General features: G+C 51.0%; 13 protein-coding genes, 1 tRNA gene and 1 pseudogene. 5 read left to right on the top strand and 10 right to left on the bottom strand.

What is annotated here, in order from left to right; all coding sequences use genetic code 11:
- Positions 1-2: 2 nt before the first annotated feature.
- On the bottom strand, positions 3-2,396 hold the full coding sequence (locus ABF757_RS04035; protein WP_415481028.1) for a TonB-dependent receptor: 2,394 nt from the start codon (positions 2,394-2,396) through the stop codon (positions 3-5).
- A 450-nt stretch (positions 2,397-2,846) separates the two neighbouring features.
- Between ABF757_RS04035 and ABF757_RS04030 the strand changes: the two genes are divergently transcribed.
- Positions 2,847-3,500, top strand: coding sequence for a 2-hydroxychromene-2-carboxylate isomerase (locus tag ABF757_RS04030; RefSeq protein ID WP_415481026.1), 654 nt, complete (start codon positions 2,847-2,849; stop codon positions 3,498-3,500).
- Positions 3,501-3,846: 346 nt separating this feature from the next.
- Here ABF757_RS04030 and ABF757_RS04025 read toward each other — a convergent pair whose 3' ends face one another.
- The 7 genes from ABF757_RS04025 to ABF757_RS03995 form a co-directional block, all read right to left on the bottom strand.
- Complete coding sequence (locus ABF757_RS04025) at positions 3,847-4,989, bottom strand: acyl-CoA dehydrogenase family protein (RefSeq protein ID WP_415481025.1); 1,143 nt, start codon at positions 4,987-4,989, stop codon at positions 3,847-3,849.
- A gap of 96 nt (positions 4,990-5,085) precedes the next feature.
- Entirely contained in the window at positions 5,086-7,323 is a 2,238-nt protein-coding gene (locus ABF757_RS04020; RefSeq protein ID WP_415481024.1) for a TonB-dependent receptor, read from the bottom strand.
- 578 nt (positions 7,324-7,901) lie between these two features.
- A complete protein-coding gene (locus ABF757_RS04015; protein ID WP_415481023.1) occupies positions 7,902-9,233 on the bottom strand; it encodes an LLM class flavin-dependent oxidoreductase in 1,332 nt (443 codons plus the stop codon).
- Positions 9,234-9,443: 210 nt separating this feature from the next.
- On the bottom strand, positions 9,444-10,427 hold the full coding sequence (locus tag ABF757_RS04010) for an ABC transporter substrate-binding protein (RefSeq protein WP_415481022.1): 984 nt from the start codon (positions 10,425-10,427) through the stop codon (positions 9,444-9,446).
- Between the two features lie 78 nt (positions 10,428-10,505).
- Complete coding sequence (locus ABF757_RS04005; RefSeq protein WP_415481021.1) at positions 10,506-11,306, bottom strand: class II aldolase/adducin family protein; 801 nt, start codon at positions 11,304-11,306, stop codon at positions 10,506-10,508.
- 67 nt (positions 11,307-11,373) lie between these two features.
- Positions 11,374-12,414, bottom strand: a complete 1,041-nt coding sequence (locus ABF757_RS04000; protein WP_415481020.1) for an NAD(P)-dependent oxidoreductase — start codon at positions 12,412-12,414, stop codon at positions 11,374-11,376.
- Positions 12,414-12,578: a hypothetical protein gene (locus tag ABF757_RS03995; RefSeq protein WP_415481018.1), complete on the bottom strand. Its 165-nt coding sequence runs from the start codon at positions 12,576-12,578 to the stop codon at positions 12,414-12,416. The genes ABF757_RS04000 and ABF757_RS03995 overlap by 1 nt, the downstream gene beginning before the upstream one ends.
- Positions 12,579-12,881: 303 nt before the next feature.
- On the opposite strand from ABF757_RS03995, the gene ABF757_RS03990 reads away from it, so the two are divergent.
- The 3 genes from ABF757_RS03990 to ABF757_RS03980 all read left to right on the top strand — a co-directional run bounded on the left by ABF757_RS03990 (position 12,882) and on the right by ABF757_RS03980 (position 16,637).
- The gene (locus tag ABF757_RS03990) at positions 12,882-13,595 is read left to right on the top strand and encodes a peroxiredoxin-like family protein (RefSeq protein ID WP_415481017.1); all 714 of its coding nucleotides are present in this window, start codon (positions 12,882-12,884) and stop codon (positions 13,593-13,595) included.
- A 1,002-nt stretch (positions 13,596-14,597) separates the two neighbouring features.
- Positions 14,598-15,581, top strand: a complete 984-nt coding sequence (locus ABF757_RS03985; RefSeq protein WP_415481016.1) for a DUF1852 domain-containing protein — start codon at positions 14,598-14,600, stop codon at positions 15,579-15,581.
- 27 nt (positions 15,582-15,608) lie between these two features.
- Positions 15,609-16,637 (top strand): methionine synthase, encoded by a 1,029-nt coding sequence (locus ABF757_RS03980; protein WP_415481015.1) that lies wholly within the window; start codon positions 15,609-15,611, stop codon positions 16,635-16,637.
- A gap of 178 nt (positions 16,638-16,815) precedes the next feature.
- On the opposite strand, the pseudogene metF reads toward ABF757_RS03980, so the two are convergent.
- Positions 16,816-17,727: pseudogene (gene metF, locus ABF757_RS03975) on the bottom strand (methylenetetrahydrofolate reductase [NAD(P)H]); the annotation flags it as partial.
- A gap of 212 nt (positions 17,728-17,939) precedes the next feature.
- Between metF and ABF757_RS03970 the strand changes: the two are divergent.
- Positions 17,940-18,833: a LysR family transcriptional regulator gene (locus tag ABF757_RS03970; RefSeq protein WP_415481014.1), complete on the top strand. Its 894-nt coding sequence runs from the start codon at positions 17,940-17,942 to the stop codon at positions 18,831-18,833.
- 332 nt (positions 18,834-19,165) lie between these two features.
- On the opposite strand, the gene ABF757_RS03965 is transcribed toward ABF757_RS03970, so the two are convergent.
- Positions 19,166-19,241 (bottom strand) — tRNA-Glu (locus ABF757_RS03965).
- Between the last annotated feature and the right edge of the window lie 23 nt (positions 19,242-19,264).

Here is a 19,264-nt window from a genome sequence, read left to right as displayed (position 1 = left end):
TATCAAAAGCCTGTGCTAATTCCAACAACAGTCGCAAAACCACCACCAAGGTAATAGGTGGGAGCACTCCCGGCGATGGATGTACCATAGATACCCCGGGTTGTCTTGGCATTGGTCTTTGCCGAATAAACCCCCGACAGGTAATTGCTGTCTCCGATATTGATCAGATTAACCATAATCTGCGGACTACGCAGGAAGCCAAAGGATTTCATGCGATAGCCCAGTGTGGCGTTGGCAGTCTTGTAAGCGGGAATGCTCTCATCGTTCATGAATGTCGAATACTGGGAGTCGACATAATTGAAATAGACATTCCCGAAAAAGCGACCATCATCATAGGAGATGCCGATTGATGCCGTAAACTTGGGGCTCATGATCGCTGTCTTGCCTTTTGTCGGCAGATAATCGTTCCCGACGGCAAGATTGTTGTCGAGAGTGGCATGCAGATACTGCCCGGACACATAAGGGCTGAAATGGTGCCATGGCCGCAGCGCGAGTTCAGCCTGAGCACCGCGGGTTGTCTGCCCGCCTGCGTTGATGAAATTGGTGGTCAAGGCACCATCGACATACACTGAGCTGGATACCTGACGGTTCGTGAAGTTATAGTTAAACAGACCGACGGAAACATTGACCAGCCCCGTATGCCTGAAACCCAGTTCCTCGCTGATTGCATATTCATTTTTCAGATCGGTACGACCGCGGGTAGCAAGCTTGCCGGTAGACATGTTGAATGCGTCATAATAGGGCACGTCGGACGCAGGCGCATGAAAGCCGGTGGAGGCATTGAAGAACACCGTATCCTGCGGCGTGATCTTGTAACTGACAGACATGCGCGGCAGCGGCGTAGCCGTGTTGGTGGACCAGCTATATGTTGCCCCGGGAATATTGTTCGTGCCGGACCGGGACATCAGAACTTCCTTAAAACCAGCCGTAATATCCAGACGGTGATCGAGCAGGGAGAGTGTATCTTCGATATAAAAACCGTTGACCTGCTGCATAAGATGGAAATTCTTTGTCGCCAGCACGGCTCCGGACTGGGTGCGGATAGTGCCATCCATAATGTTGCCGTTACTGCTGATCGGAGCGTAATCGTACAGGGAGTTCTTATTCAGATTTCCATACCAGTAACCAGCACGCAGCGTATTGATACCAGTATGCAGGGCAAGATTACCCGTGAACCCTGCATTATAGCTATTGGAACCCGCTATGGCCGCAACGGCGGCTTTGCCGTCGTAAACGGTCGGAAAATCAATCGTTCCGGCAGATTCGTTGCCATAATAGATCTTGCCCGGGCTTAGCGTTGTCGCACTGGGGACAGAACCGCTCATCCACTGATAATAGGGCGTAACATCGGCGCTCAGGCTGTTGGTCAGTACGAAATGCGTTGGCGCGCTGATCATGACCGATGTACGGTCGTACTGGAATTGCCGGTAATAATCCGTGGAACCGGGGGTGTACTGTCCTGCGTAGTTATAGGACCGGCCATATTGCTGCCACTGAGACAGCGACAGGTAACGTGTGGGGGATTCATCTACCGTGTTCCACGTAAACACTACAGCAGTATGACTTCCCTCACCCCAGCTCTTGGTCAGCTTGGCATCCACATGATAACGGCGGTTTGTGCCGGGGCCACGCCAGTTGTTGTTACGGGTATAAGAGCCTGAAACAAAAGCATATACACCGGAATGCCCTAGTTCGCCCGTGTCAAAACGCAGGAAATCCTTGTTCGTGGCATGGGTGCCACCGCTCAGTTCCAGAAAGCCACCGCGCCTTCTTGAAGGGTTCCGAAGTTCTGCAGAAATCTGCCCACCAACCGCACTGTAGGACGGGGTTGCGATATCACTGCTGCCCTGTGTCAGAGTAATACGGGAGATATTTTCCGTATCTGCCCATTCCGCAGTGTCAGCAATGCCATAAATTGGATCGCCAGCCGGCATACCTTCAAAAACAAGCCCCAGTTCACTGACATCCATCCCACGTACGCTGATACCGGCATGATCTGACAGGCCCAAAGGATCGGCACTACCGACAACGGCCCCGGGTGACATCTGGAGAAGACTCAGCGCGTTGGATGTCTGCGCCTGTTTGGCTATGAAATCCCGCGTTACACCGCTTTGCAGCCGCGGCGCGGTCTGTATAGGCAAAAGCCCACCACCAGGCGTGGTATTGCTTACACCATTCGGCGCACGGCTAGACACGACAAACAGATCTTCCTGGCGGCCGTTAACCGGCTTGGGATGTGCGTTCCCGACACCTGACGCGGTGCGATGCGCCGGATGGCTGATCTTGTCTGTTCCCGATTTTTTCGTAGGTGCCGTGGTCGCCAGCGCTACCGAGCTTACGCAAGTAAGGGCGAACGCTACCGGTATGAAATGCACTTTCGCGGTAACAAAGACCATGGCACAGGCTCCACAAAACACATTCACAATTAGTGAATATATAAATCAACAATACACCTTCGTCATACGTATATGATGTTTATGAATGACATGCCAACATAAATTCAATAACCTCATGCGCTGGAAGCACATACGTGGCACATCCCAGTTGAGGATCGAAAACGAAATGGGTCATTTTTTCATAAAAAATACAATTATAACATACAGTTACAAAATATTAATGCGTTATTAATTAGTGTAATTGTGTTGCACTGAATCTATATGCCAAGATTATTTTGTATGAAAAGAAGGTTCAAAACGCCTGGCAAAACTATGAACCGAACACTTTGAGGCAGAGGCTGCAAAAGCGAGGGGGCGACAAACAGCGGTAATTCACGCAAGGAGTCGTTCAACCACGCAAGAATACACGCCCTTCAGACAATGTCTTCTGTAATGATAAGGACATCCATCATGAACAAAACCGATACACGCCCTGTGGTAGAAGCGTTTTATGGCATCTCTTCCCCATGGGCATATTTGGGGTTCCCCAAGCTCAGGCAGATCGTTGCGCAGGAAGGAGCCAGTCTGATTCTGCGGCCTATCCGTATTATTCAGGCTAATGGAGGCATTCCTCTGCGCACAAGGCCTGTCGCACGTCAGGAATATCACCGTGTGGAATTACGTCGGTGGCGTGACTTCCTGAATCTCCCCCTGAATCTGGACCCGAAGTTTTATCCGTGCCGAACCATCGAACCCGCTGCACGTCTGGTTATTGCGGCTGATCTGCAGGGACTGGATGGAGCCGGACTTTCATGGGGCATCCAGTCCGCACTATGGGCGCAAGACCGGGACATAGCAGACCCTGAGACACTCTGCGCATTGGTGGAGGAAACAACGGGTACAGATGGGAAAACCCTTCTGGCAGCATCAGACACACCAGAAGTCATGAAAGCGTGGCTCAAAAACCTTGAAGATGCTGAACATCTGGGCATTTTTGGCACGCCCACTTACGTTTTGGATAATGAACTGTTCTGGGGTCAGGACCGTTTGGACTTTTTACAGCGTAAATTGCAGAGCATGAAAACACTCAGTCATGCGGATATGGAAAAAGAAAATACTGTTTGAGCATTTCGAGGTGTTTGTTCGATACCCGCTCCGACTTTGCTTACCGCAAAGTCGGAACTACGCAATACAAAGAGCAATAAAACCCCCAGGTATTGAATATATAATTGGAATTTTGCTCATTACAATCCGAGAAAAATACCAAAACTTAATAAGTATTCTGTCAACTCAATCCCACCATAAATTTCATTCTATACATATATTCTCTATTATTCATAAATAAACCACTCACCTCATTCCCGAGCAGACACGCAGGAAAAATGAACACGAAAGCTACCGTTTTGGACGGCACCAGCCATTCCTTTTTGCCGTAACGTCCACTGACTAACAGGCTGCCCCCTGCCCTTGTTCAGTTGCCGCGCTGGTTTTCAAATACAGCTCGTCCGGCCCCTTCAAGAACGGCATCCGCCTGGGGCGTATGAATACGCCCACACAAAACATTACGGTAGTGGCGTTCGAGCGGATTGTCCTGACTGAGACCGGGGTTGCCTGTCACCTCAACAGCCCGAGCAACAGCCGTAATGGCGTTTTCAGTTGTCAGGCGCTTGACTTGCGCGGCTTCGCTTGGACTGATCATAAGATTTTCTGCCCGTGCCAATGCGAATTCCAGCAAGGCACGGTTGGTAAGCAGCAACCCGTCGATTTCTCCCAGCACAGCATGAAAACGCGGTAGTGTCGAAAGCGGGTGCCCCAGCGCAGTCGGCACGCGACTTTCGAGAAAGTCTATCAACCAGTTGCGGGCTGAACGTGCGATTGCATCATACAGAACAGGAACAATAACCATGTGCCAGGTCGCCAGCGCAGGGGTTTCCGGATTGATATGATTGCTTTCGAAATTGATGAGATAGCGCTCGGGCACTTCTACATCTTCGAAAATAATGGTGTCGCTGCCGGTAGCGCGCATCCCAAGATGGTGCCAGCTTTTCTCTATCCTTATGCCCGGCGAGGCAAGCGGCACCAGAACCTGACCAATGCGTGGGGTCTCTTCCGCTGTGGCGGCCCAGACGACTCCCCAATGCAGCGCCGAGGAGCCGGTGGAAAAAATCTTGCTGCCTGAAAGCAGATAACGGTTCTTATCCCTGCGTATCCGCGTAGCCGGAATACCACCGCGTGCCGGGGTTCCTAACTCCGGCTCGACCCGCAATGCGTTGAGCAGCGCACCGGAACGGACAATGGTTTCAATAACTTCGTCACGCACGGTGCCCGGCCATCTTTCAGACCGCACGATAGCGACGGTCTGAAGATACTGCATGGCGAGAATAAGCGCCGTGGAAGGGTCACCTTCCGCTACCTTTCCCACAACAGTCGCAATTTCGCGCAATGAGGCACCGCCGCCGCCCTGTTGCCGTGGCACAGCCAAAGCGAGATACCCCCCCTTGCGCAGGTCTTCGATATTTTCGAACCCGATCTCACCTTTACGGTCGGAATCGGCTGCGCGCGAGGCGAAGCGCCTTACCAGTTCATCTGGCACATCGCTTGCAATATCAGGCATTGTATTGATCCATGGTCCGTTCATACTGCCATTGATCCATTTTCTGTCAAAACGGTTTTGTGCATGCCAGACAGGTTCAGAAATTCCATCTGACGTTCAAAATGAATATTTGGCTGATACAAAAATCGTGCGTGGATCAGCAAAATACACGCCCTCGTAATACGGTGCATACACAGTGGCGCCGGTTTTTGTTGTTTCCTTCATCAACCCAAGGCTTTCAGACTGGATATATCTGTGATCGAGCAGGTTGCGGCCTGTCGCCTGAACACTCCAGCGCCTGTCAGGGCTGCTCCAACTGGCCATGGCATTGATATAAGTCTGTGGCGCGATCCGGGTCTGCGGATTAATGGCCGAACTGGTATAGGCGGCAGTCTGGAAGGAAACATCCGCACCAATTTCGAACCGTCCGGGCAGGTTAAGCGGAATGTGGTAGGTCAGCGCACCCATTGTCTGGAAACGGGGAGAATAAGGCAGGGCAGCCCCGGCATAGGGTGTTGTATTGTAAACCTGACCGCTGGCCAGCGTAACCTGTTGCCTCGTTCCCGAGTAGCTGTCGAGAACAGCATAGAGGTAAGAGGCGGTATAATGCAGGTCGAGATCTTTTGTAATCTTGATGGAGGTTTCAATTTCGGCACCGGCCGAATGTCCATTACCTGCATTATAGCGCTGGGTCAGGCCTGTCAGCGCATTGGGTACGGTCAGCTGAATATCGTCAAACTGGTTCCAGAAGATGGCACCGTTAAAACGTACGCGACCCGGAACCGGGTCTGCCTTGACACCGATTTCGTATGTAGTGACGGTTTCCGGCCGATAAGGCGTGGTGGCCTGTAACGCGCCTGTAGCGCTTGGGGTCTGGGCACGAAAATCGAAACCGCCGGACTTACCCCCTTGTGAAATCGACACATAGGTCATGAGATTGGGCAGGGCCTGCCAGCTCAATACACCCTTGGGGAGCAACTGAACGTAGCTTGTAGATGCATCAGCCTGCCAGGCAAGGCCGGTTGGCGCGCCCCAGTTCAGGGCAGCAAGTGCCTCTGTCGGGGTTGCAACATATTTTGAAGAGGCAGGCCCCAGATAGGACAGAGTTTCACTGTTCGAATGACTTTCCCAGTTAAAACGTAGGCCCGCCGTAAAGGTCAGGGTCGGGGTGATATGGTATGTGGCATCCCCATAGACAGCCCAGTTACGGTTAAGCTGGTTTATGTTGCCAAAAACCGGAATGGTCAGCACATCGGGTGCGGTATTCGTGGCAAGTGTACCCTGCGCGTTATTCGCCCATCGCTGCGTAAGCCATGCTTCATACAGGAAGTAAGCCCCCGTGTTGAAACTGACCTTGCCGTAATCTCCATGCAGGTGGATATCTTCTGAATAGGCACGGTTACGGTAATTCAGATTTTGTGTGGCGCGTGAATAGTAATCCCCAAAATTGTCATACATGCCTTTATCATCGTAACCCCGTATGCCGGTCGTCGCATGAAGGGAAAGATGTGAAGAAAGCGTATAGCGGATATTGGCAGTAAACCCTGCCTCACTATAGTTATTTTTAGGATAGATCCGGTTATAGTTGCCGTAGATGTAAGGATTGAGCAGGTTGCCAACACCACGGTTTGTGCTGCCATCCACCGTGCCGTCAAATGCCAGTGTAATGTCCCAGTCCTCATTCGGCGTGAAGCGCAGTTTGCCACGTGCCTGCGTATAGTCGATGTCGTTTGTGCCTTTATTAACCGTGTAGTTATGGTCGATGCTATCACGGGCATGACGGCCAAAGGCTATGCTGCCATAGACCTTGTCACGAATAAGCGCACCGCTGGCCGCGACCCCCACCTGATATTCATTATACGTGCCATAGCCGGTCTGGATTGCGACATGGCGCGTATTGGTCGGCACGAGAGTATTGATCCTTACCGCCCCACCTTCAGATTGGTGACCTGAAAAAACCACCGGCCCGCGGTCGATCTGAATATCGCCCACATCCAGCAATTCCTGCATGGTGCCCATATTGCGGGTCAGGTAAACACCATCGATATAAGTCCCTACCGATGGTTCACCCTGCGGGTCGATTTCTCCTATGCCCCGAATGAAATAATTATTGACCGAATAACCAGGCATGCTGTTGGGAATATACAGGTTAGGTGTCAACCGCGCCAGTTGTCGGGTATTCTGGACACCCAGACGCTCAAGTGTCTGCGCTGTCAGAAGCGAGGCTGATACCGGCGTTTTCTGTAGTTCCTGCAATCGCCTTTCATTCCGTGAGCGACCGCGCACCGAAAGTGTCTCACTACCTCCCACCAGAGCACGGCCAGCAGTTTTGGTCGTTTTTGTTCTGCCGCGCATCCCGGACGGCTCTTTACCTGCAATGGCTGTCGATGTTGTATCTGGCTGTCTGGTGGCCTGTTTAGAAGGCCGCGAGGTGTGTTCCGCTGCCTTGGCCTCGTATCCGGCAACATTCAGAAGAACTGCGCACCATGCCGCCCCTAAAACATGAGGCGCTCGTGATCGCATTTTTCTTGCGGCCATGTCATTCACTACATAAGCTTTTCTTGATATGGACATAAAATATCCTCAAATATAGGGAATATTCACATTGAATTGCATCTTTACAAATTTGTATCGGAAATCTCCGTGGAGTTTCAATTCTATTCCCCAAGAATTTCCGTGATTTATATCAAACAGAATTATAAAAAAAACTGAAGTATTTTACGTATATTTTTATAATTGTGAACTATTTAACCCTGCATACTACAAAGCCAGAAACAGAACCGCTGCCCGCAGATACAGGATTCAAAAAAGGCATATCGAGGCGTGCCACTCTGTGTAACGCGCCCTGATATGCCAGCTATAGATCATCTCTTCCTGAACTCTATTGCCCAATCAGATGACATGACCGAGCCAGATGCAGTTTCTAGTGACCCTCACCCCACCTGCGTTTGCCTGAGCGCATAACGGTTGACGGCAAAAGGCAGGCCAAGATTCTCGCGGAATGTTTCATGTTCATATTCATTGCGGAACAGGCCACGCTTTTGCAGAATGGGGATGACGTGCTCCACGAAAAGCTCAAGCTGACCGGGAAGCGGTTCAAAAACAACAAACCCATCCGCTCCGCCAGTTTCGAACCAGTTTTGCAGCGCATCCGCCACTTTTTCTGGCGCACCAACAAAATCACCACGGGGCGTAGCCAGTTCGAGCGCAATCTGCCTGATCGTGAGATTGGCGTCTTTTACCCGCTTGAGAATGCGCTGAGAGGCACTCTGGTTACTCTCATTGCCAATATGCGCGACATCGGGAAATGGACCATCCAGATCATATTGCCGGAAATCGAGATCATTGAAAGAGCGAGAAAGGAGGCCCAGCCCCGTGTCGATGGAGGTCAGGGCGACAAGCTCCTGATACCGCGCTTCAGCATCTTCTTCAGTCAGACCTATAATGGGGGCCACACCCGGAAGAATGAGCGGCTCATCCGCCTTGCGCCCCAGTTTTCTGGCGCGTCCTTTCAGGTCTTTATAATAAATACGGGCTTCTTCCAGATCGGCAGGACCGCAGAACACCGCTTCCGCATGGCGTGCGGCAAAGTCGCGCCCCGTATCGGAGGCACCTGCCTGAAAAATCACCGGCTGCCCCTGAGCGGAACGACCGATATTGAGCGGCCCCCGCGCTTGAAAGTAACGCCCGGTGTGGTCAAGACGGTGCAGCTTGTCAGGGTTTACGAACACTCCGCTGGCCTTGTCACCCACCAGCGCATCGTCCTCCCAACTGTCCCACAGGCCTTGGACAACTTCCAAATGTTCAGCCGCAATACGGTAGCGTTCGCTATGGGCCGGATGCTCCTTTCCCCCGAAATTGGCGGCAGTATCACTCAGCCATGACGTAACGACATTCCACCCAGCCCGGCCATGACTAATATGATCGAGGGAGGCAAACTGACGTGCGACATTAAAGGGTTCGGTGTAGCTGACACTCAACGTTCCCACCAGGCCGATATGTTCGGTTACGGCGGCCAGTGCTGAAAGAATGGTCAAAGGTTCAAAACGATTGAGATAATGTGGACTGGATTTTTCGTTAATGGAAAGACTGTCTGCCACAAACAGAAAGTCGAACTTTCCTTTTTCAGCCAGTTGCGCCTGTTTGCGATACAGCGCAAAACTGGTGCTGGCGCGCACGTCGCGGTCTGGATGGCGCCAGTCGTCCCAGGTGCGACCCACACCATGCAGAATGAAACCAAGTCTGATTTTGCGTTTTTGTGTCATGTCGGTTGGCTTTCCGTCAATGGATTGAAAGACCCGCCGCACGACCGTTGAGGTAGCGGCAAATCAGAAATTTATTGTGAAGATAGAAATGAATAAATAATAACAATAAATTTTAATTCATTAAATGTGACATGCAAAACAGATCAGAAAATACAAAATCCATTTGAAAGTGATCTTATGATTTATTCAAAATTCATCCTTTTTCTCTTTTTATCCATGCAGTGATGAAAACAATGCATCGGAAAAAACATGCCGCAGATCCAGATCCGCCGGTATCAGGCGCTGCTCGATGAAGGTATCCGCAACGATGCGTGCACTCTGAATATCGTTTTCCGTCCATGGCCGTATCCGGTAGGAACGGTTCTGCGCCTCCAGATCACGCAGGACAGCCTGCTGAGGCAACTGAACGATCGGTGCCACAACTTTAGCCCAGCGTTCCTTATCATGCGCCATGAGTGCATAAGCTTTTCCAAGTCGGCTAAAGTAATCGGCCACCGCTGCACAAAAGGCAGGGTCAGGCAACCGTGCCGGATTGGCCCCCAGAAAATAATGACCCGAAAGAATATCCTGCGCGCTTTGCAGGATACGGGCGGAGCCGTCGTTTTCGAGCAGCGGAATGATATATCCGTATGTAGCACAGGCATCGAGACTGCCAGACTTCAGGGCAGTCACGCCCTGACTCATTCCAAGCGGGACGAGTGTTACGTCAGTCTGGCCAAGACCAGCCTGCTGCAACATTTTCAGCAGAAAATAATGGGCGGTGGTGGAGCGGATATAGCCGATTTTCTTTCCGCGCAAATCAGCAAAAGAACGGGCGGGAGAGTTGGCTGGCACCACTACGGCCTGATCGGTCGATGGCCCCTCAAGCGTTGCAACCACCTTCACATTCGCACGGGAGGCGGCAATGAAAACAAGGGGAACTTCGCTCCACGCCCCCAGATCAACCGCGTTAGCATGAATAGCCTGCGCGATGAGATTTCCCGAGTTAAACTCACTGAACTCCACCTTGTAAGGAAAATCAGCCAGATTGGTGGCAGGTAACAAAGATGAATCCCACCCCCGATAGCTGGCAACGCGCAACGTGACGGAGGAAAGGTCCGCCGCATGGGCCGAGCGGGGGCCGGATGTAACGCTCCCCGCAAGAAGAGCCAGCGCCCCGAGGTTCAGACGACGGCGAGAAAACTGTACAGACATGAAAAACCCTTCATAATTTAGGGATAAATTCAACACAATGCAGAAACAGCGCCGTGCCAGAAGCGGTCTTCTCAGACATCAGTCGAGAAGATCCGGTTCCTGCGCCACGATCCAGTCCCACAGCGGTTGGAAGGAAAAATACCCACCCAGATCGCTGCCAACCTGAGACGCCGTTTTACGGGCAACATCCGGGGCGATTGGTCTGACCGTGCCGGCGGCCTGAGCCAGCAACTGGGCATGTGCGGCATTATCCATGGTAATGAACCACCATGCAGCGGCTTCGACCGAATTGCCAACGGTCAGCAGACCATGATTCTGCAGGATGATGGCTTTGCGATTACCCAGTGTCTGGGCTAGTTTTTCCCCTTCTCTGTCATCCTGCACGACACCTGAAAACGGGTTGAAAAGGGCATGGTCATCGTAAAACGCGCAGGAATCCTGTGTCAGAGGCAGAAGCGGCGTGCCAAGTGCTGAAAAAGCCTTACCATAGGTGGAGTGGGTGTGGGCGGCAGCAATAACATCCGGGCGGGCTTTGTGCAGAGCGGAGTGAATGGTGAAACCTGCCGTATTGATAGGCCTGTTACCGATCAGAATATTGCCATCATGATCAACAAGCTGAAGATCTGAAGTCCTGATTTGTGAGAAATGTACACCCAGCGGGTTGATCCAGTACCGTTCGGGAAATTCTGGATCTCGCGCGGTAACATGTCCTGCCAGTCCCTGATCGAAACCATACCGCCCGAACAGGCGGAATGTCGCGGCCAGACGCTGCCTGCGGTGCAGGCGTTCTTCCTCATGAGAGGCTGCCGGTTTACGCGGGGTAAGCTGGAATGCACGAGCTTGCGGTGCAATGATTGTATCAGGGGTAATGGCGTTCATGTTCTGTCCTTCGGTTTGCTGGCCATATCGTTGGGGAACAAGCGTTGGCCATGGGATGGTGTTAAAGTCAGTAACCGCGCGTGGGGTCTATGGTATCGAGAAGCGGCTCCCCCGAGAGATAGCGCTCGAGATTGGTTCGGATACGCTGGGCAAGATTGGCCCGCACTTCCGGCCCGGCCCAACTGACATGCGCAGTCAGGCTTACGCGTGGGTGGGTATAGAACGCATGCCCATCTGGCAGAGGCTCCGGTGTGGTGACATCCAGCGTCGCGAAAGCAGGGCGGCCCGCATCCAGCGCCGTCAGCAACGCGTCCTGATCGATCAGCCCGCCACGCGCAACGTTGATAAGATGCAGCCCGGGGCGGCTTTGCGCGAGCACATCGGCATTTACGATCCTGTGTGTTTCCTCTGTTAATGGCATAGCCAGAACCAGATGATCAGACTCGCGGAACAATTCGGCTAATGATTTTACTATCTTGAAATTTTCAATATTGCTTTCATAGTCTAGATTCTTTCTTTCCGCGTTGTCTGCTGACCATGATTTGCGACGCAGCACGCAAAGACGCATGCCGAAAACGCGCGCCCGGGCAGCTATGGCGCGACCAAGAGCACCATAGCCTGCCAGCCCCAAAACCCGCCCGTGCAAGGTGCCCATACGGATGGCGTTCTGAGACCCGGCCTGAACGCCGTTCCGTGCCGAGACCGTGATTTTTTCCCATTCCCGCGACGAGGTAGGATGCAGCGCATCAACCTGTCGCTCATGTCGCAAAAGAGCCGCCATGACGTATTCGGCAATAGGTGTCGCTGCGTCTCCTCGTCCACAGGTTACAATCCTGTTCTGTGTTACCCATTTTGGAAAACCATCTATTCCAGAAGACGCAATCTGTACCCAGCGCGGCCCGCTCCGCCATTCTTCAGGTGGATTGATGGGCGCTTGCAACCATGCAGGTGATGGCGCAGTAAAGAGGATGTCCGCCCCATGCGTAAGCCATGGCAGGGTATTTGCATTCCCGACTGGCAGAATCCTGACCTGCTGCGCGTATTCTGCCAGAATCCCCGCTACAGGAGCGCCGATCTGGTTAAGCAGGAGGGGACGTGAAGACGCCATTATGGCTGCTGCATGCTGTCTGCGCCATATGCGCAGATTCGACGACTGATAGAAACCATTTTATAATTTATCTTTATATATTTTTCTCTTTTTCTTGATATTCCAAATACCAAACCATCTGGATAGCTGCGAATGTTAAGAGAACCAGTCAGCTCAGGTGACATATGCAGCTCCTTTAATGACAGCATTTCCCAGTGATATGAAAGAAATCACCAGAGTTAATGTGCATCAAGTGAGGAATACTCAACCTGCACTTCATCTCTGTTAATACGCCTTGCAAAGTCCACAAATTACCGAAGCCCTTAAACGGCCTTCACATAGTACAATCCATGGTTTCTGCGCCGCTTCAGCCTAGGCATTTCGATCAATGAATTTGCCTCAAGTAAAAGATGACAAAAACTCCTTATGAAACGCAGATGATCTTACGGGAGAATTGAACGATCCCATTTTTTCTATTGAGGCCTTTGATGACGACACCCGTAGCTGCCGACTCTCTTCGTGCAAAGTTTCGTGCTCTTGAAGAAGAGCGCAGAGTTACATGGGCGCCTGAAGCACTAGCCATCAACATCAATCAGCGTGCTCTGCTTGTGCATGAACATGGCACCGCAGCAGCCGCGCGCATCGTGCATGAAGGGGATATAATCCCGGCCTTCACTCTGCCTTCTGTTGATGGTGGAACCGTATCTTTAGACGATCTGGTCAGGCATGGACCAGCAGTGCTGGTATTTTTCCGTTTTTCTGGCTGCCCTGCCTGCAACCTGGCCTTGTCGCACTATCAGAAAACACTCTGGCCAACACTCCATGCCGCCGGAGTACCTCTGGTGGCAATTTCACCCCAACCTGCAATAGCCCTTTCTGAAATCGTCAAACGTCACAGCCTGCCTTTTCCTGTTCTGACAGATAGGGGACTAGCCCTGTCACGCACGCTGGGAATAACCTACACCTATGACGAGGCATCACGTCAGGCGGCCGTTACCCAAGGCACCATCAGTGCCACAATAAACGGTCTTGATAATGTCTGGGAGTTACCAAAACCCACCATATTGATTGTTGGGCCCGGTCGACGCGTTTATTTTTCTGACGTTTCTCCTGACTGGATGAACCGCACGGAAAGCGCTCATGTTCTGGCTGCTCTGGCAGCCTACCGGATTGAAATGCCCCTTGCTCCATTGGGATCATGAAGGGATGCCATGACGCAAAATTGTGCCATACCCGCTCAGTATATGAGTCCAGACAATCAGAGATGATAGAAAACTGCGATGCGCGAAACCGAAAGACGAAAACCATATTGGCGGCAAGAATGCAGGTAATCGTCTATTGGTAGCAGCCACCCTGTCGCGTTACCGCGCCAGTAAGTATTATTTGGCGTGACCTGCCTGTTCGCTTTGGTAACTGATGATAACTCCCCCTTCCACCACCAAAATGAATCCATTCATTGGTATCATAATACACTACGGCAAACTGAGGTTAACTTTCCTCTCAGCAGCGCAACTTCTCTCCGTATATAATCCGTACCACTCGACAACATATCTTTATAAGGGTTCCTGAGATGATGGATTTTTCGATAAAATAAAAAACCTGCAAAACCAATAGCATCCCGTGCGAAATTCGAACCAGTATTGTGCCGTAAGAGGATAAAGGCACATATTGAAATACTATCAGAAAACACCCTAATGCCTTATTTATTAGGCCACTCACTGTCACCTGACTTGATCCTCAGGATAGTACAAAATGGTTCTTTTGCGACATCAGGACCCCAACGCAGTGTCCCTTCACCGAGCAGCAATGCTTAATCTGTAACAGAAATGGTGTTTAGCGTAGCTTTTATATTTGTACATTTACCAATCAATCACAAAATATTTATTTATATTCAGGAACTATATAATGCGCCGTCGTTTACGGTTCTTATTCTAACCGTAAACCCACAGGCTTGAGCTCATCAAGATTCTGCCTTTTCGTCTCTTTGGATACAATATTACGACCCATATTATGAATGAAATTAATGGTTAAATGAATTCAAATCATTTCCATTCACTATTCCATTAGGGCATAAGACAGGCACCGCTGCTTAACAGCAGACATGACCATTACCGCTTAAGAAAATCAGAAACAAATGTTGGGGGCCCTTGAACCACCACAAACCAAATTCTGGTTTTTCGTGCAAAAAGGCAAACAGAACCAAAATGATTCAGGATTCAACATTCAATATCCACCGACTCCGCTTTGATGAGAATTACCATCCATCTGATCGGACTCGTCTCACGACCAACTTCGCCAATCTGGCACGAGGGGAGAGGCGGCAGGAAAACCTGCGCAACGTCCTGCGAATGATTGATAATCGTTTTAATGACTTGGCGCGATGGGATAACCCTAAGGGTGATCGTTATTCCATTGAGCTTGAAATCGTTACAGTAGAAATGGATCTCGCCTTTGCGGGAGCGCGTGGAAGTTTTCCTCTAATCGAAGTGCTTTACACAACAATCATCGATAAAAGAGACAACAAACGCATAGAAGGTCTGGCAGGGAACAGTTTTTCCTCTTATGTGAGGGATTATGACTTCAGCGTATTGCTGCCTCATTACAATAAAGACAAACCAGAATTCAGCGTGCCCGATAACTATGGTGATTTACATGGAAATCTCTTTAAGAGCGTCATGAATTCCAGTGCATACAAGAAAAATTTCAGGAAGCTGCCTGTCATATGCCTTAGTGTCTCCACGAACAGAACCTATCACCGGACAGAAAATCAGCATCCTGTTCTGGGCGTTGAATACCAGCAGCGTGAATTCTCACTGACAGATCAATATTTTGAAAAAATGGGCATGAAGGTCCGTTATTTCATGCCTGCCAACAGTGTCGCACCTCTGGCGTTCTATTTTTTTGGTGATCTTTTGTCTGATTACTCCACTCTGGAGCTTATCAGCACCATCAGTGTGATGGAGTCTTTTCAGAAGATTTACCGTCCTGAAATTTACAACACCAATGCGGCGGCGGCTGATTTTTTTCAGCCCAGTTTGAAGTATCAGGATTATTCCAACACCCGAATTGTCTACGACCGTGAGGAACGTACCCAATTGGCGACCGCACAGGGGAAATATACGGAAGAGCATTTCATCAAGCCGTATCATACGATTCTTGAACAGTGGTCTGCCAGTTACGCCGCCTGATCCATCCAAGACACAAGGACATCTTTCATGAAAACGTTTCTCCCCACCTCAACGGCAGGTAGCCTGCCCAAACCCTCATGGCTCGCGCAGCCCGAAACACTCTGGTCTCCCTGGAAACTGCAGGGAGAAGAACTGATCGAAGGCAAGCAGGACGCTCTGCGCCTGACGCTGGACGATCAGGATCGCGCTGGCATTGATATTGTCAGCGATGGCGAGCAGACACGTCAGCATTTTGTCACGACGTTTATTGAGCATCTTAGTGGTGTCGATTTCGAGAACCGTCAGACGGTTAAAATTCGCAATCGCTACGATGCGAGTGTGCCGTCCGTTGTCGGTGCCGTGGCACGCGAAAAGCCAGTGTTTGTCGAAGACGCAAAATTTCTACGCACACTGACAAAAAAACGCATAAAATGGGCGCTACCTGGCCCCATGACCATGATCGACACACTCCATGATGAACACTACAAAAGCCGGGAAAAACTCGCATGGGAATTTGCCAAGATTCTCAATCAGGAAGCAAAAGAACTGGAAGCGGCTGGTGTCGACATCATTCAGTTCGATGAGCCTGCCTTCAATGTTTTCTTTGATGAGGTGAATGACTGGGGCATCGCTACGTTAGAAAAAGCCATTGAGGGACTGAAATGCGAAACCGCAGTTCATATCTGCTATGGCTATGGCATCAAAGCTAATGTGGACTGGAAAAACACTCTTGGTAACGAATGGCGGCAGTACGAAGAGATATTTCCCAAGCTGCAGAAATCCAATATCGATCTGATTTCGCTTGAGTGTCAGAACTCCCGCGTTCCGATGGATCTGATCGAGCTTATTCGTGGGAAAAAGGTCATGGTTGGTGCCATTGATGTGGCTACCAAGACCGTTGAGACACCAGAGAAAGTCGCGGATATTTTGCGAAAAGCATTGCAGTTTGTCGATGCAGACAAGCTCTATCCCTGCACCAACTGCGGTATGGCGCCTTTGCCGCGTGCCGTGGCACGAGGCAAACTCAATGCTCTGGGTGCGGGTGCTGAAATCGTTCGGAAAGAACTCTCAGCCTGACAGGCTGCCTGTCGAGCGTCATGGAGGGCATGACGCTCGACAGGGTGCGCAGCATGAATGGAGGAGCACCTTCTTGTGTCCGTTCGGAGGCGTCAAAATCTGGCGGGCCTTCTCGCTCATCAATACTCTCAGCTTTTACGGAACATTCTCTCAATTTCTCCGTTGCGCAGTGCTCCGTTGGTCGTGCTCCAAGCATATGGGCAATCGCGTAAGTCAGGTCAGAGCGATTCAACGTGGAAACATGAAATTCGTTGATTCCGTAAGATTGTAAATGACGGATCTGGTCTACCGCCACGATGCTGGCGACCACACGACGCAGTTCAGGGTTCTCAACGGTTCCTTCGAACAAGTGCGTCAGCCATGCTGGCACCGTTACCCCGCACAATGCTGAGAAACGTATGATCTGCTCGTAGTTCGAAACTGGCATAATGCCGGGAATGATCGGTGCGGTAATTCCGGCAGCCAGACACCGGTCGAAAAAACGCAGATAGGTTTCAGTATCAAAGAAATACTGGGTTATGGCCCGTGTCGCTCCGGCATCAAGCTTACGTTTGAGGTTATCCAGATCGGCTTCCGGGCTTGACGCTGTAGGATGGATTTCAGGATAGGCAGCAACAGAAATTTCAAAATCCGCGATACGACGCAGGCCTGCCACAAGGTCGCTGCCATGGGCATAGCCACCCGGCCGCGGGATGTAGTCAGCCGCGCCAGTAGGAGGATCACCACGCAGGGCCACGATATGCTTGACGCCAGCATCCCAATAACGATGGGCGAGGTCGTCCACGTCCTCACGGGTGGCGCCGACACAGGTCATGTGAGCGGCTGGCACAAGATCCGTCTCCTGCTTCAGCCGCAATACAGTAGAGAGCGTGCCTGCCTGTGTGGTTCCGCCGGCCCCATAGGTGACCGAGACAAAGCGAGGTGCGAGCGGCGCCAGATGCCTGATGCACTGCCAGAGTCGCTGCTCCATCGCATCTGTTCTCGGCGGAACAAATTCGAAAGAGAGCGCTGGCACAGGCCTATCCGTGGCACACAACGAGCTATGATCGGTCGACTGGCTGGAAAGCCAGTTTTTGACTGCGCGGTTCATGTCAGCCCTAACAAGGAACTGTTTATCATGCCCCTCTTATAAAAAGGGTGTTTGCTTTTAACCTCTGCATCGGAACCTGCAGCAATGGCTGTTGCGACCATGAAAAAAATCCGAATGAAACGTGTAGGGGGTCATGATATGAGTTTATGAAAATGAACTGAAATGATATGTTTTTATGACTATATGAATTCTGTGCATTGGCGAGGTGAACCATGGTTGTTCTGGAACGCAGTCACCTGACAATCATTCAGGAAGTGGCGCGAGAAGGTTCATTAACGGCTGCCGGGATGCGCCTGAACCTGACCCAACCAGCGCTCAGCCATTCTATCCGCAAGATCGAACAGCAGCTTGGCGTCAAGATATGGCGGCGAGAAGGACGATCCCTCGTGCTCACGCAGGCAGGCGAATGGCTATTAGCCTTGGCGAACCGCCTACTTCCACAGTTTGAACTGGCGGAAAGCCGCCTTGAACAATTTGCAAATGGTGGCCGGGGCACACTGCGTATCGGCATGGAGTGTCATCCCTGCTATCAGTGGCTCCTCAAGGTGGTCTCGCCCTATTTGGAGAGATGGCCAAAAGTCGATGTGGATGTACGGCAGAAATTCCAGTTTGGTGGGATCGGCGCACTCTTCAGTAACGAAATTGATATTCTGGTCACGCCTGACCCGCTTTACAAACCCGGTCTGAAGTTCACCCCGGTATTTGATTATGAACTCGTGCTGGCTGTTGGCCCCGAACACCCTCTCCGTAATGAAAAGTTTGTTTTGCCAGAACAGCTTGCCGATGAAACATTGATTACCTATCCCGTGCCGTCTGAACGTCTTGATATTTACACGCAGTTTTTGCAACCAGCAGGGATTGCTCCACGACAGCAGAAGCAGATCGAAACGACCGACATCATGCTGGTCATGGTGGCGCATGGAAGGGGTGTCGCAGCACTTCCGCGCTGGCTTGTAAAAGAATATGCAGCCCGTTTTGAACTTTACCCAATCAGACTTGGGAAAAAGGGCATTGCAAAGCAGATATTTCTTGGCCATCGGGAGACCGATGAAGACATTCGCTATCTGCGGGATTTTATTGAATTTGCAGCTTCACCTCGCGCCTGAAGTGAAAGATTCCGTTCTTTCTCACGAAACAGCCTCATCTTTTCAGAGAGTAAGTAGATTAGAAAAAGCTCTTTCTTCCCAAAATCCACGAACATCCGCCGATCAAACCTTCGGCAAGCACAGCATTACATCATCGTTTACTATGGACCGGGTACCAATAGATCTGGTCGTCGATTGCGCTTACTACAGACCCGACAACGCCAAGAAAGGTTTACCGGCAATTTGACCCGGAATACCTGAACGGAATTGCCGTAACACAGGGTTCCTGATGACGCTAAATGTTCAAATGAACACTTACTGAAATGTTGGTTTAAAAAACCCAGCAAAACCAATGGTGTCCCGTACGGGATTCGAACCCGTGTTGTCGCCGTGAGAGGGCGATGTCCTAGGCCTCTAGACGAACGGGACAAGCTGAGGCATGGCGCTTCCTA

The sequence above is a fragment of the Acetobacter papayae genome (assembly GCF_047721125.1).
Taxonomy (GTDB): Bacteria; Pseudomonadota; Alphaproteobacteria; order Acetobacterales; family Acetobacteraceae; genus Acetobacter; species Acetobacter papayae.
Note: the sequence above shows the minus strand (reverse complement) of the source record. Positions and strands in the feature narration are given on the sequence as shown.